This window comes from Nitrospira calida (assembly GCF_976986435.1).
Map to the genome: position 1 here is coordinate 3,721,143 of NZ_OZ335950.1, position 13,758 is coordinate 3,734,900.

Here is a 13,758-nt window from a genome sequence, read left to right on the forward strand (position 1 = left end):
CGCTAAACGCGCCGTGCGGCTGTATCGAAATCGATTCGGCCTGTATCTCGCTCGATACAGCCGAGAGGCCTATTCGTCGTCCTCGTCCTGCGCCTCCAGCGCCTCCTGCCGCTTCTGCTCCTCCATCGCGTTGTGCAGGAGCATCCGGATGAACATCGAATACAGCGAGCCCTTCTCCAGCGTTCCACCGGGCGGAATGGCGATCTTTCCTTCTTTGATCATCTTATCCATCCACGCCTTCTGATCGGGCGCAATCAGGACGGGGATCTCGACCAACCCCACTTTGCCGAACATATCCATAGCGAAACCCTCCGTGGTTCGTAAGGCGTCGCTCGTATCTCGTCGCTTGCGAGATACGCTTCACGAGATACGAGAGGCGCGCCTATTCCAGCACGCGGTTTTCTTCCTTGTCAACCGAGCCGGGCCCCGTCTTGAAGTGGCACGGGCTGTGCTTCTTGCCTCGCGCACGTGATGAAATCCCACCCTGAGCGGAGCGGCTTATGGTCTCCAAACATGTCCTGCTTGCAGTCTGGCTGTCAGTCCTGTTCCTACAGCCCAGTGTGCCTATCCCGGCGGCTGGCGCACAGATTTCGCCCCCGCAACCGACGGGCGCCTACGCGGCCGGCTTAGCGACCGACCTGCGCCCGCATTGCGATCTGTGCTGGAATCCAGCTCCACTTAACCAACACCAACTCCGGTCAACCGGGTCACCGTTACATGGCCATCACATCAAGAAAGGGCATCGCCCGCACCGCAAATTGGGCTGGCGCAGTCGCGCCCCGCATTCGTCCCTGCGGCGGTCCCTCCCCCACCGTGCCCTGAGCGCCACGGACGGCCCCGGCTATCTGCTCGATGCGTGGCAGGTCCAGGCAATCGACGGCGACACGATTCGGTACGGCATGGAGCGGATTCGAGTCAGAGGGATCGACACGCCCGAACTGACCGAGGCCGGCGGGTTCGACGCGACGCAACGCCTGGCCCGGCTTCTCAAGGACGGGCCGATCCGTCTCGTCCCCCACGGCCGCGATCTCTACGGCCGGATGCTCGCCGACGTGTACGTCAACGACCAGAACGTGGCGGAGTTGTTGAAGGTGGAAGGCTACGCCAAGCCTCGGCCATGACCGCGAGAGCAATGCGCCCTTGCAGAGCCATGGACCGGGGTCCGATTCAGATCAAGCCGGGCGAGGCGGGCCGTCTGATCGTGCGCCTGCCGTATTCCTGCGATCTCGTGATGAAGATCAAGACCATCGCTGGCCGCCGCTGGCATCAGGGGGAGAAGTATTGGACGATTCCCCACACCGATTCGGCGCTCGCCCATCTGCTGGCCCTCTTTGCGGGAGAGCCGGTCGAGGTAGACGCGTCGCTCCGTCCGGCAAATACCACCACCGATCAGAAGCCGTCCCATCAGCCGGCAGGCGATCAACCGGTGGCGACCACTATCAAGCTCGTCGACCAGGTCCGCCAAGCCATCCGCGCCAGGCATTTTAGTCATCGAACCGAGGATGCGTCTGTTGGGTGGACAGGCGATTCATCATTTCCCATCAGAACCGTCAGCCAGCAGAGATGGGCGAAACGGAGATCGGTCACTTCCTGTCGTGCCTGGCCAGTGACGCGCACGTCAGTGCTGCGACGCAGAATCAAGCGTTGAATGCCCTCTTGTTTTTGTACCGTGAGGTCTTGGGCAAGGACATCGGGTACGTGAACGGCGTGGTCCGCGCCAAAAAGCCGAGACGGTTGCCCGTGGTGCTGACACGGGAGGAAGTCAAACGCGTGCTCAGTGGCTTAAGCGGCACTCCCTGGTTGATGGCGATGCTCCTGTATGGCGCGGGACTGCGTTTGCTGGAGTGTTGCCGTCTACGAGTCAAAGACATTGACTTCTCTCAGAATCAGATCGTGGTGCGGGCCGGCAAGGGGGATACGGACCGTTACACTACGCTGCCTGCGGCGGTCAAGGAGGCACTCCTTCGTCATCTGCAGGTGGTCAAGCGCCAACATCAGGACGATCTTAGGAACGGTGCGGGCTGCGTCGCCTTACCCAATGCCCTGGAGCGGAAGTACCCCACTGCCGGGAAGGAGTGGGCATGGCCACGGGTCTTTCCCGCCACCAGCCATTACACCGACCGCATTACCGGTGAGCGGCGCAGGCACCACCTGCACGAGTCCGTCCTGCAGCGCGCCTTCAAGGCAGCCCGACTGAAAGCCGGGATCGCCAAGCCGGCAAGCTGCCATACGTTGCGCCACTCCTTTGCGACCCACCTGCTGGAGGACGGGTATGATATTCGGACGGTCCAAGAGCTGCTGGGCCACAGGGACGTGAGCACCACGATGATCTACACGCATGTCTTAAACCGGGGCGGTCGGGGAATCCATAGCCCGGCTGATCGCCTGGGATATGGACCTGCCCACACCCTGACAGGCGGGGCGGAGAGCTGTGAAGGCACGCCGGGATAGGCTGACCAGGCTTGCAGGGTTTGCCAGGCTCCGGAGGGCCGAAAAATTTCTTGCTAAGTACGGAAAAAGCTTATTAGATTGGCCGTAACCAAGAAACCGGTTGCGGGGATAGGCTGACCAATCTACTCAATAGTTAGGCGCACAACCGGGGCCTTGGCGATGAGCAACGCCGAAACCATCCTGAAGTTTCTGGAGGGGACGACCGCGTGCTGCGATGATTGCATCGCGACAGCGACGGGCATCGAGCCACGGCAGCAGGTAAATCAGATCTGCCGGCGACTCGAGCCTCGGCACATCACGCGCCGCCAGGATCGGCGCGTGCGCTGCGGGCGGACGAAGACGGTGAACGTCATCCGCGACAGTACGCCGCAGGCCCGGGTCACGGTGTCCGCGCCTGAGCCGGCGATGTCTCGTGGTCTGAGTCTGCGTGCCAAGCTGATCTGCGACAAGCTGGACCTGAATGACATCGAACTGGTGCGTCGCCTCCTGGAGACCGTCACCGCGGTGCTCTCGGCTCCAGCAGCTTGGCACGCGCTCGAGCTCCACCGCGAATGCTATTTCCGCACCCCGGAGGGTCGCCTGCCCACTGACCCGGGCTGGTATGTCATCTGCGACGCGGCGAAGGCACCCCTCTACGTCGGGGAGGCCCAGAACCTGGACGCCCGACTCAACAACACGAACGGAAGTCTCGACCAGTTCGCGGACTCTGGCAGGACCCAGGATCCCGCACGCAACTTCATCAAGGCGCTGACCACCATGGGCTCCATTCCCGCGCTTCGCGTCGGCATTGTCCTCGAGCCGGACCTCCTCAGCCGGGTAGGGGTTCAAGGCCTGCTCGAACGTTTGGATCGAGGCAACGTCGAGAAGCTCCTTGGTCTGCTCAGACACGTCGTGGTGAGAAGTGGCGTCTAACGCTCACGAACCCAGGAGTAATGGCGAAAAGCACCTACATGACGGAACGGACTATATGAATCCCGTATCGCGGTCCCTCAGTGGCTTATTCCTTCGCCGGACTCCGGGTACCGCTGGAATGCCGAAGCCGCCCGAAACGCTAACGTTGGACTGAGATTCTGGGTTTACGTGACGACGGTGCCACTCATAAGTAAGAAGAAAAAGAGACATTCTGAGCTACCCCCGATACCGTGGACACCCGCGAAGGGGGACAGGGTGATGGGTTTCGAACTACACCGGACTCACGTAGCCGAGTGACTGATGCAGTCGCTGCCGATTAGAGAAGACTTCAATGAACTCGAACACCTCCGCCCGGGCCTCGTCGCGGGTGTGATAGTCCCGGTCGTGGACCAGCTCGTTCTTGAGCGTGCTGAAGAAGCTCTCCACCACCGCGGTGTCGTAGCAGTTCCCCTTGCGGCTCCTGCTGGCGACGAGACCCTGCTGGGCCAGCCCCTGCTGAGAGGCCCCGCTCGTGTAGAGCGCCCCTTGATCCGTGTGAGGGATCAGGCCGGGGGCGGGCTGCCGCTGGGCCAGGGCCATCTCCAGCGCCGCCACGGCCACCTGTTGGTCAGGCGTGGCGCTCATCGCCCACCCGATCACCCGGCGCGAGTACAGATCGCGCAACACCGTCAGGTACAGCCAGCCGGCGCGGGTGGCGATGGCCGTGAGGTCCCCGGCCCAGACGCGATTCGGCGCGGGGGCCGTGAAGACCCGCTGCACGTGGTTGGGCGCCGGTGGGGCGCACTGATGGCGTTCGATGACGGTCCGGAACCGCCGGATGCGTCGGGCGACCAGCCCATGCACGCGGCGCAAACGGGCCACCCGATGCCGCCCACAGGCCACGCCCTCGGCGAGCAGCGCCCGCCAGAGCGTGATGGCGCCATACCGTTCCGTCGTAGCCACATGGAGCTGCCGCAGGCGGGCTCCCAGCGCCCGATTCGCCGGGGCGCGCCGACTCGTCGGGCGAGTCCGCCAGGCATCGGAGCCGCTGCGGCTCACCGCGAGCACCCCGCCCAGCCGGCGGATCGTGAACTCGTGGGCATGGGCGTGGATGAAGCCATACCTCAGGCCGACTCCCGCGCCAAGGACGTGGCGGCTTTTTTTAATTTAAAATGTCGCGCTCCTCCCGCAAGCAGGCATGCTCCCGCCGCAAGCGCTGGAGCTCGCGGGCCACTGCGGCGGCCGGGCGGCCGGAGGATTTCCAGAGTCGGAGAGCTTCCAGGTTGAATTCTTTGGTGAACCGCGATCGTTTCGCCATCGGACACCTCCTGGGGGCTATTGGCCCCTTTTGGAGGGGTCTACGAAAGTGGGGCTAGCTCAGTTCCTCTTAATCTTCGTCGCCGGAATGGCCTTCTATTACGGCACCTACAATGCTCATTTAGCGAGAACCGGCCGCGACTCAATGCTGGTCGATGTTTCGCGTTCAAAGCTATCGCTGCAGTATGACGCCAGGAAACCAGTGGTCTATATTGGCTATGTCTCAGGGTATTTCGTTCTTCCTGAATCCATTTCTGGCGCAATCGTATTTGTTAAGGCCAAAGACGATGCCCCGGCTCTTCTATTATTACCTAACCCCAATCGCAGCTAACAACGCGTTTGAGAGCGGACGCGCCGGCGGGCGTCGCGCCGCTCAACGCGGGCGTTAGGCGGCCAGAACCAGAACGGGAGTACTCTTCTACGCATGAAGGTGAAAGAACTCATCGAGCTGCTGGAGGCCGATGGGTGGTATCAGGTACGAATGAAGGGAAGTCACCGTCAATTTCATCATCCGACGAAGAAGGGCACCGTGACGGTTGCAGGAAAGCCAAACGTTGACATTCCGCCCGGTACGTTGAATAGCGCGTTGAAGCAAGCCGGGCTCAAGAAGGAGAAGTAAAGAGTATGCGATACCTTGTTGTCGTCGAAAAGGGCCCGAGTTCCTATGGGGCGTACGTTCCGGATCTTCCGGGCTGCGTCGCAGCTGGCGAATCGAAGGAGGAGGTTCTATCGCTGATTCGCGGAGCGATTGAGCTTCACTTAGAGGGGTTGAAGGAACAAGGTCAACCGATTCCGGCTCCTGCCTCCACAAGCGAGCTCGTCGAAGTAGAAGCCGCATAACAACGCGTTCGAAAGCGACGCGCGGCAAGCTGCCCGCTCTTCGACGCGGCCGTTATGCCGACTGAGAAGCCGTGAGGCCCGAGGATGGGTTCCAGACTTCCGCCCGGCGCGCTTGATCGTGACCTCGTTCTGGACTTCTTCTGAAAGTTCTCTGTGTACGAGTGCGCGCTTAAGCGAGAGGGCTTTCTCAAGACCAGGCGAGACAATGGAGCTGCGCCCGACTGGGATCGCTTCGGCAGCAAAGTGCGAGGGTAATTCGCGCAGGTCGCAGATCCCGGCTTTGCAGAGGCGGTAGCCAAGCTCAAGCTGCTTTCTCCGCAGCGCCAGGTTGTGCGCGGCGGACGGCTTGGCTGGGACCCGATCGTGCAGGGTGCTGGCGAGTCTGAGGAGACGTACGTCCTTCGCCTTTTCAAGACCGCAAGGAAAACAACCTGTTCCACGGCGGGAAGTACCCCGACGGCCCTATTGGGGAGGTTGCGCGCGACCGCGACATCCTCCGTACAGCGCTCGCGATTCTCAATGGCTGCTACGAACTCCACGATGGCGTGAAGAGGTGGATCGATGAGACGGCATAACAACCGGTTGCAGCAGACGGTCCGGTGCGCGGTCTGCCGCTGAACCGGAGCGTGGGGCAGGCCGGGGCAACGGGGCAACCATGGAGGGGGCCGCGTCTTGGGAGAGGATCCAGACCGGGATCTGGGACTGCGAGAAGTGTGCGACCAACCCCTGCGTCGCTCTCAAAATTCGCCAGCGGACGGTATCTCCGAAGGTATCCGTGTCCCTACTGCTTGTCGGTCTGGCGCCGCCTCATGAAGATGGTGTCTGCGTGCGTAAGGTTGCGAAGAGCGCTACGAATGACCCGTCGGACAACGTGCGATCGTTCGTCGAAGAGACTCTTGCCCAACCGTGGGACGCACTCACGGGTAAAGGCCTGTTTCTTATTCATGCGGTCAAGTGCGCGATCGTCCCCAACGCACATGGATCCCAGAACCCGCCGCCTCCGGTGGTTGGCTGCTGTAACCCGGTGGGATTCGCGCCTGAATTTCAATCCTTGCGCCCGCCGCATGTTGTGACTCTGGGAGACATGGCGCGACGAGCGGTTCTCAAGACTCCGGGCGTCATCGTGCCGCGCCAGGTGAAACTGACGACGAAGTTGGATCTCCTACAACGGCTTTGGCCGCAGGGTATTCCGTGCAAGCTCGAGGATGAGCCATTCATTCTCCACCCGGCCAGATTCCCCTGCACGGCACCGACGAAGAAAGACGCGGCAGCCGTCCTCAGGAAGGCGGCACAACTCGCCGCGATCATCAAGGAGGCTGGCTAACAACACGTTGACAGGACCGCTGGCTCGCATTCGCTCGCCGCGGCCGGTCAACGTGAGCGTTAGGAATAGGAAGCGGCGATAAGGCTTGTTGACCCAGACCAAGGCACTCAATCAACGGAGTCGATCTTCCCAAGGAGTTTTACTGGGTGATCGAATCACCGACGCCACTTGGCGGCATGAAGTACCGGTGAAGATGAAAAGGGGCGGGATGAGCTAGCCCCACTTTCGTAGACCCCTCCAAAAGGGGCCAATAGCCCCCAGGAGGTGTCCGATGGCGAAACGATCGCGGTTCACCAAAGAATTCAACCTGGAAGCTCTCCGACTCTGGAAATCCTCCGGCCGCCCGGCCGCCGCAGTGGCCCGCGAGCTCCAGCGCTTGCGGCGGGAGCATGCCTGCTTGCGGGAGGAGCGCGACATTTTAAATTAAAAAAAGCCGCCACGTCCTTGGCGCGGGAGTCGGCCTGAGGTATGGCTTCATCCACGCCCATGCCCACGAGTTCACGATCCGCCGGCTGGGCGGGGTGCTCGCGGTGAGCCGCAGCGGCTCCGATGCCTGGCGGACTCGCCCGACGAGTCGGCGCGCCCCGGCGAATCGGGCGCTGGGAGCCCGCCTGCGGCAGCTCCATGTGGCTACGACGGAACGGTATGGCGCCATCACGCTCTGGCGGGCGCTGCTCGCCGAGGGCGTGGCCTGTGGGCGGCATCGGGTGGCCCGTTTGCGCCGCGTGCATGGGCTGGTCGCCCGACGCATCCGGCGGTTCCGGACCGTCATCGAACGCCATCAGTGCGCCCCACCGGCGCCCAACCACGTGCAGCGGGTCTTCACGGCCCCCGCGCCGAATCGCGTCTGGGCCGGGGACCTCACGGCCATCGCCACCCGCGCCGGCTGGCTGTACCTGACGGTGTTGCGCGATCTGTACTCGCGCCGGGTGATCGGGTGGGCGATGAGCGCCACGCCTGACCAACAGGTGGCCGTGGCGGCGCTGGAGATGGCCCTGGCCCAGCGGCAGCCCGCCCCCGGCCTGATCCCTCACACGGATCAAGGGGCGCTCTACACGAGCGGGGCCTCTCAGCAGGGGCTGGCCCAGCAGGGTCTCGTCGCCAGCAGGAGCCGCAAGGGGAACTGCTACGACACCGCGGTGGTGGAGAGCTTCTTCAGCACGCTCAAGAACGAGCTGGTCCACGACCGGGACTATCACACCCGCGACGAGGCCCGGGCGGAGGTGTTCGAGTTCATTGAAGTCTTCTCTAATCGGCAGCGACTGCATCAGTCACTCGGCTACGTGAGTCCGGTGTAGTTCGAAACCCATCACCCTGTCCCCCTTGACAAAGTGAAATCAACTAGCTAGTAGTGCGGCTCTTTTACGGTATGCCTGACTGCCGACACAGGAGCGTGCGCCGTGCATCCAGCTTGTAGGAAATCCCTTACAGCCGAATCGGGGCCCCCATGCCTCCGTTTCCCAGAGCCCACTCCTTTCGCCCGTGCGCTGGTCCTGAGCTGGTGGGCGTTGATGCAGCCCGCCCCAGCGACGTCGCAGGAATTTTCGCCCGGCGTTCAGGACGAGCTTCGCTTGCTCAAAGAGGAAACAGTCACAACCCCCATCCGTCACGAGCAGCCGATCTCTGAGGCACCTTCCAATGTCTATGTGATCACCGATGAAGACATCCGTCATTCCGGTGCCGTGGATCTTCCAACCCTGCTACGCCGCGTGCCCGGCCTGGAAGTGATGCAAATGACGGGCGCGGATTTCAACGTCAGCGCCCGCGGGGACAACCAAGTCTTCGCCAACAAGCTGTTGGTGCTGGTCGATGGGCGTTCGATCTACGTCGATGTGCAGGGTTCGGTGTTCTGGAAGACCATCCCGGTGACGCTGCCGGAGATCAAGCGCATCGAGGTGGTGAAGGGACCGATCGAGGCGTTGTACGGGTTCAATGCCTTCGACGGCGTCATCAACATCATCACGAAATCGCCCGACGAGATCAAAGGCACGACCCTGCAGGTCGGCGGCGGCGAGTTCGGCACGCTGACCAGTGCCGCGATCCATGCCGACACCCAGGGCAAGCTCGGCTATCGCCTCTCAATCGGCGAAGATCAGACCCAGCAATGGGACGACCGCCGCGCGCTCGCCTTTCGAGCGTATAAGTTCAACGTCCATACCGAGTATGCGCTGGATGAGGCCTCGCGGCTGGTCGTCTCAGGAGGACTGGTCGACGCCAACCGATTCGACGGACCGATCACCGACCGAGTCGGGCTGAACGGCACGTTCACTGACGGCTACGCGACCATCGGCTACGAACGGCGGAATGGTTTCGTCCGCGCGTGGTGGCGGGAGTTCGACACGGCGGCGGACTTCAGGACCCACCCGGGGCTCGCCGGATTGTTTGTGCTGACAGATCGCAACGGCCGGCCCATCGGCGCCTTCGTCAACAATTCCTACAATATCGAAGCCCAGCACGCGGTCGAGGTGGGCGAGGGGCACCGCGTCACCTACGGCGTGAATTACCGGCATAATTCCTTGTCGAGCACCATCATCGACCGGTACGGCCGGGAAGACCGGTTGGGGGCGTACCTTCAAGGCGAATGGCAGGTCACTCGGCCTGTACGACTGGTGACTGGGGTCCGCTACGATCTCCATACGGAGATCAACCCGACAGTGAGCCCGCGTGTCTCCCTGCTGTACACCCCCATCCGCGATCAAACGTTCCGCGCCACCCTCTCGGTCGCGTACCGGCCTCCGACCTTGCTGGAGACGCACCTCGATACCCGCGCGGTTCTCCCCGGGCCAGTCGTGACGACCGGCATGCCTACCTCGAATCTCAATCCCGAGCAAATCGTGTCCTACGAAGTCGGCTATCAAGGCTGGTTCCTGCGACACCGGCTTAGGCTGCGGGCGGATCTGTTTCTCAATCACATCTCCGACCTGATCGCGGTGCGCACCCCGACGGCCACGACCGCCGTGAATGTGAACGAAGGCGAGGCCGACATCTACGGCGGGGAAGCGGGTGTCGAGTTTCTGGCGACGTCATGGCTCACCGGTTTTGCGAACTACGCCTACCAAGAGGTCGGGCAGACCTTCACGACTCGCGCGCAGCGCGGGGCCCCACGGTTCAAAGTTAACGCGGGACTGCGCGCCGAATGGGGCAACGGGATCAGCGCCGAAGCGCTGTTGCACCATTACGGAGCCGCCGTCTATCCGATCGACCCCACCTTTGCGACCTTGGCCCCGTTCGGCGCCGTGGTCCCGGATGGACGGGTCGGCAGCTACAATCTCCTGAATCTCCGCGTCGCCTACCGCTTTTGGCGGGAGAAAGTCGAGTTGGCTGTCTCGGCCTTTAACGCCTTGAACGACAAACATCGGGAACATCCGCTGGGCGAGGTGATTGGAAGCCGGGTGATGACCTGGTTGACGGCGAAGCTCTGGTGAGGATCGCGAGTGGTGAGGTACCGTTGAGCCAGGCGTCCAGTAACAAAGAGGTCGGGATTCTTTTATCGGTCAGGCCTGCTACGGTTAGTAGAATGACGCATTCAGCGACCGAGGCAAGGTGACTGTGACATGAATTTTGGAGAGAAAGGTTTCGTCCAGGCATGTGGAGAGGGCGTGAGTATCTGCGATAAAAGATTCCTGTGCGCTAAAAGATTCCCGACCCCTTTTCTTCGTTCCCTTCTCTTCGTTCGTTTTCTTTGTCGATGTAGAGTATGATAGTTCCTCATCTGCGACCCCGTATGACCGGTTGGCGTTCTGGTCTATTTCGGCCGAATGCTCAATCGCATCAGATGCACGATGAAACACAAAGAAAGGGCTCGCCACTTGTCCTCTCATCTCGAGGAGGGACCAATGCGTACCTATCGTCTTTTCGCCATGTGTCTGGTGCTCCTCTTGTCTTCTGCCTCGCTCGCTGCGGCAGAGATCCTCGCTCTCTTGAACTATGAGAGCAAGCCGAATCAGCCGGTCCGGCGTGAAGGCATCGCGATCATGGACATCGATCCTCAGTCGGCGGACTTTGGGAAAATTTTAATGGAGGTGCCTCTGCCGCCCGACCTAGTGGCCCACCATATCTTCTTCAACCGTGATCGGACCAAGGCGTACATCACGGCGCTCGGCAAACCGGTGCTCCATGTCGTCGACCTCACCCGCTTCCCTTACCGTCTCCGCGCTATCAACGTGCCTGAGTGCCAGGTGCTGGAAGACTTGGTGGTCTCCGAGGACAACCGCACGTGGTACCTGACCTGTATGGGATCGAGCAACGTGATTATGGGCGACGCCGTGAAGGATCTGCCGTTGAAAGTCATAAGCGCCGCCCCGCCCGCTGAGGCCTTCATCCTCTACCCGCACGGGATCGCGATCCATAACGGCATCGACCGGGTGCTCGTCACGAGTACGGTGAAGCCGGATAACATGTCGGAAGCGGGTGAGACCGTGACGGTGTTGGAAGCAAGCACGGGGAAGGTGCTGTCCACGCACAAGCTTGCGGTGAAACTCTCTCCTGCGAAATCCGCACCGGTGGAAATCATGTTCTCGCCCAAGTCCGATCCGCCGGTGGTCCATATCACCACTATGCTGGAAGGGACGCTGTGGGCTGGTGTCTGGGATCCTCAGGCGAAGACCTTCGCATTCCATCAGGTGGACGACTTCGGCCCGCGGCAACAAGGTGTGCCGCTGGAAATGCTGTACAACGCCAAGGGGGACCGGTTGTACGTCACAACGGCCAAGCCGGGGTTCGTGAATGTGTATGACAATACCGATCCGCGACAGCCGAAATTTCTGCAAGCCATTCCTGCCGCGGCTGGTGCGCATCATAGCGTGCTGTCTCCCGACGAGCGCTATCTGTTCGTGCAAAACAGTTTGCTGAATCTTGAGGGCATGAGCGATGGCTCCGTCACGGTGATCGACTTGGCCAGGGGCGGGCAGGTGCTTGGGAGCATCGACACGTTGAAGACACAGGGGTTCAACCCGAATTGCATCATGCTGCTGCCGAATCATTTTCAGCAGGCCGGCGCGCGGGTGGGCCAGATGAGGCAGTAGAGCATCGGCCGAAAAAAACGCCAAAAAGGAAGAAAGATAGGGATATTGTAGTTCGGATATAAGAGCACTCACAGTGCTCCAAGATTGATCAAGGCCAACATTTCGACAACAAAACAAAGCAGGCTGTCCCGTTTATTGACTTCGGGACTCCACTCGCCCGTCTCGCCCCGTGACTGCCGAAGAGCCGTCGCTCGGGGCCGCTCAATCTTCTATCGCTACTAGTAATGAGCCCAGGCAACGGGCGCAACGCAACGAAGCGCCATAGATGATGCGCCCGCGGTTATAAACATGACGATTGCCCGAAAAAGAGACTCGATAACCGCACAGCGAAACCCTTTGGGAAGAAGCCAACGCGCGAACGGGCTACGCCTCACGTTGGGGGCCGGCTGGCTCATCGTCCTGGGGCTGGCGGTGCTCGCCGGCTGCTCGTCGATCCTGCAAGTGCCGCCCGAGCACATCGTGATGATCAACGGCCGCGGGAACCCTGTGGACCCAACCGGGAACGTCGGCTGCGCCGAGGAGCCGGCGCCGTGCGACGGCTCGCACTTCTGGTTCACGGCCTATCCCGAGATGACACGGGACCGGTACGACGCCTACCTATCGAAGCTGTTCGAGGCGATGCGGCGTGACGCGCCCATGATCGACGGCAAGAAACGGCTCTTGATCTTCGTCCACGGTGGCTTGAACACCCAAGTGGGGACGATCCAACGGGCCGCTGCTCTCCACCGGACCATCCAAGCGGCGGGCTATTTCCCGGTCTTCCTCAACTGGCAGTCCTCGCTCTTCTCCAGCTATTTCGATCACCTGCTCTACATCAGGAAAGGTCAGGACCTTGGGGTGGCGGGCGTGCCGTTCGCGCCCTTCTACCTGCTCGCCGACGTGGCGCGGAGCGTGGCCCGCGCGCCCGTCGTCTGGTCGTTCCAATTCTGGAACGACATCCGGAGCATTCCGTTCTTCACCCCGCCGGACGAAACGGACGCCAGGCGCATCGCCGACGACGTCAAACGGGAAGGGATCTTCGACTTGGCGGAGGGAGACGACAAGCGGAATATCGCCGAGATGATTGCCTCGGGATTCTCCTGGTTCGTCACCCTCCCGACCAAACTGCTGACCGCGCCGTTCATCGACGCCTTCGGCAAAAGCACCTGGGAGATCATGTTGCGGCGCACGGACCTGCTGTACCACACCGACGGCGACTTCTCCACCGCGTCCGACGTCGCTAAGCGGGCGCACACGGAGAAAGGCTATCAGCATGTCCAGGCGGACGGCGGGTTCTCAGTCTTCATGCGCCGGCTTCAGGAGGAACTCGAGCGGAACGGCGGCGCCGACGCTTGGGACATCACGTTGGTGGGCCACAGCATGGGCACGATCGTGCTCAATCGTTTGATCCACGACTTCGGGACATCTCCGTCTGGGACGATGCCCTTCAATCGGATCGTCTACATGGCTGCGGCCGCATCGGTTAAAGAGTATGAGGACAGCGTCTTCCCCTATCTGGCCAAGAACCCTCGCGCGCAGTTCTACCATCTGACTCTGCATGCACGGGCGGAGGCTCGCGACCGCTGGGAGCCGGTCCGTTATGTGGACCTTCCACCGCGCGGCTCTCTGCTCGTGTGGGTCGATGAGTTCCTGGCCAATCCCGCGACACCGCACGACCGCACCGCGGGGCGGTTCACCAACCTCATGGTCGCCCTCCACGATACGCCAGAGGAGTTGCGCCGGCGCATTCATATCAAGGAGTTTCATGCGGGCGCGGACGTGCGAAGCACCGATCCCCAGAAGCACGGCCAATTTTCGGCGCCGTTCACCTTCTGGAAGCCGGAGTGCTGGGAGCCCAAGAGGCCCAGCTCACCGGCTTGTCTGGCTGGACGGTAATGCGTTGGGCCAAAGAGGCTCAAGCGACAGTGCGAT

16 protein-coding genes are annotated in these 13,758 nt (G+C 61.7%); 13 read left to right on the forward strand and 3 right to left on the reverse strand.

The window, feature by feature from the left end; translation table 11 throughout:
• Nucleotides 1–69 precede the first annotated feature (69 nt).
• On the reverse strand, nt 70–300 hold the full coding sequence (locus ACWHTU_RS18125) for a hypothetical protein (RefSeq protein ID WP_447860811.1): 231 nt from the start codon (nt 298–300) through the stop codon (nt 70–72).
• Between the two features lie 200 nt (nt 301–500).
• On the opposite strand from ACWHTU_RS18125, the gene ACWHTU_RS18130 reads away from it, so the two are divergent.
• The 4 genes from ACWHTU_RS18130 (at nt 501) to ACWHTU_RS18145 (ending at nt 3,363) form a co-directional block, all read left to right on the forward strand.
• The gene (locus ACWHTU_RS18130) at nt 501–1,121 is read left to right on the forward strand and encodes a thermonuclease family protein (protein ID WP_447860812.1); all 621 of its coding nucleotides are present in this window, start codon (nt 501–503) and stop codon (nt 1,119–1,121) included.
• Nucleotides 1,122–1,150: 29 nt separating this feature from the next.
• Nucleotides 1,151–1,648, forward strand: coding sequence for a hypothetical protein (locus ACWHTU_RS18135; protein WP_447860813.1), 498 nt, complete (start codon nt 1,151–1,153; stop codon nt 1,646–1,648).
• Nucleotides 1,564–2,451: an integron integrase gene (locus tag ACWHTU_RS18140; protein ID WP_447860814.1), complete on the forward strand. Its 888-nt coding sequence runs from the start codon at nt 1,564–1,566 to the stop codon at nt 2,449–2,451. Before ACWHTU_RS18135 ends, ACWHTU_RS18140 begins: the two co-directional genes overlap by 85 nt.
• A 159-nt stretch (nt 2,452–2,610) precedes the next feature.
• Nucleotides 2,611–3,363 (forward strand): hypothetical protein, encoded by a 753-nt coding sequence (locus ACWHTU_RS18145; protein ID WP_447860815.1) that lies wholly within the window; start codon nt 2,611–2,613, stop codon nt 3,361–3,363.
• A gap of 270 nt (nt 3,364–3,633) precedes the next feature.
• Here ACWHTU_RS18145 and ACWHTU_RS18150 read toward each other — a convergent pair whose 3' ends face one another.
• On the reverse strand, nt 3,634–4,509 hold the full coding sequence (locus ACWHTU_RS18150; protein WP_447863394.1) for an IS3 family transposase: 876 nt from the start codon (nt 4,507–4,509) through the stop codon (nt 3,634–3,636).
• A complete protein-coding gene (locus ACWHTU_RS18155; protein WP_447860816.1) occupies nt 4,505–4,660 on the reverse strand; it encodes a hypothetical protein in 156 nt (51 codons plus the stop codon). Before ACWHTU_RS18155 ends, ACWHTU_RS18150 begins: the two co-directional genes overlap by 5 nt.
• Nucleotides 4,661–4,708: 48 nt before the next feature.
• Between ACWHTU_RS18155 and ACWHTU_RS18160 the strand changes: the two genes are divergently transcribed.
• The 9 genes from ACWHTU_RS18160 to ACWHTU_RS18200 all read left to right on the forward strand — a co-directional run bounded on the left by ACWHTU_RS18160 (nt 4,709) and on the right by ACWHTU_RS18200 (nt 13,722).
• Nucleotides 4,709–4,990: a hypothetical protein gene (locus tag ACWHTU_RS18160; RefSeq protein WP_447860817.1), complete on the forward strand. Its 282-nt coding sequence runs from the start codon at nt 4,709–4,711 to the stop codon at nt 4,988–4,990.
• 93 nt (nt 4,991–5,083) lie between these two features.
• A complete protein-coding gene (locus ACWHTU_RS18165) occupies nt 5,084–5,278 on the forward strand; it encodes a type II toxin-antitoxin system HicA family toxin (protein ID WP_447860818.1) in 195 nt (64 codons plus the stop codon).
• A gap of 5 nt (nt 5,279–5,283) precedes the next feature.
• On the forward strand, nt 5,284–5,499 hold the full coding sequence (locus ACWHTU_RS18170; RefSeq protein ID WP_447860819.1) for a type II toxin-antitoxin system HicB family antitoxin: 216 nt from the start codon (nt 5,284–5,286) through the stop codon (nt 5,497–5,499).
• Nucleotides 5,500–6,325: 826 nt separating this feature from the next.
• Nucleotides 6,326–6,823: a hypothetical protein gene (locus tag ACWHTU_RS18175; RefSeq protein WP_447860820.1), complete on the forward strand. Its 498-nt coding sequence runs from the start codon at nt 6,326–6,328 to the stop codon at nt 6,821–6,823.
• A gap of 271 nt (nt 6,824–7,094) precedes the next feature.
• Complete coding sequence (locus ACWHTU_RS18180; RefSeq protein WP_447860816.1) at nt 7,095–7,250, forward strand: hypothetical protein; 156 nt, start codon at nt 7,095–7,097, stop codon at nt 7,248–7,250.
• Complete coding sequence (locus tag ACWHTU_RS18185) at nt 7,246–8,121, forward strand: IS3 family transposase (RefSeq protein WP_447863394.1); 876 nt, start codon at nt 7,246–7,248, stop codon at nt 8,119–8,121. The genes ACWHTU_RS18180 and ACWHTU_RS18185 overlap by 5 nt, the downstream gene beginning before the upstream one ends.
• Nucleotides 8,122–8,334: 213 nt before the next feature.
• Nucleotides 8,335–10,248, forward strand: coding sequence for a TonB-dependent receptor plug domain-containing protein (locus tag ACWHTU_RS18190; RefSeq protein ID WP_447860821.1), 1,914 nt, complete (start codon nt 8,335–8,337; stop codon nt 10,246–10,248).
• Nucleotides 10,249–10,659: 411 nt separating this feature from the next.
• Nucleotides 10,660–11,847, forward strand: a complete 1,188-nt coding sequence (locus tag ACWHTU_RS18195) for a YncE family protein (protein WP_447860822.1) — start codon at nt 10,660–10,662, stop codon at nt 11,845–11,847.
• Nucleotides 11,848–12,183: 336 nt separating this feature from the next.
• Entirely contained in the window at nt 12,184–13,722 is a 1,539-nt protein-coding gene (locus tag ACWHTU_RS18200; RefSeq protein WP_447860823.1) for a hypothetical protein, read from the forward strand.
• Nucleotides 13,723–13,758: the final 36 nt, after the last annotated feature.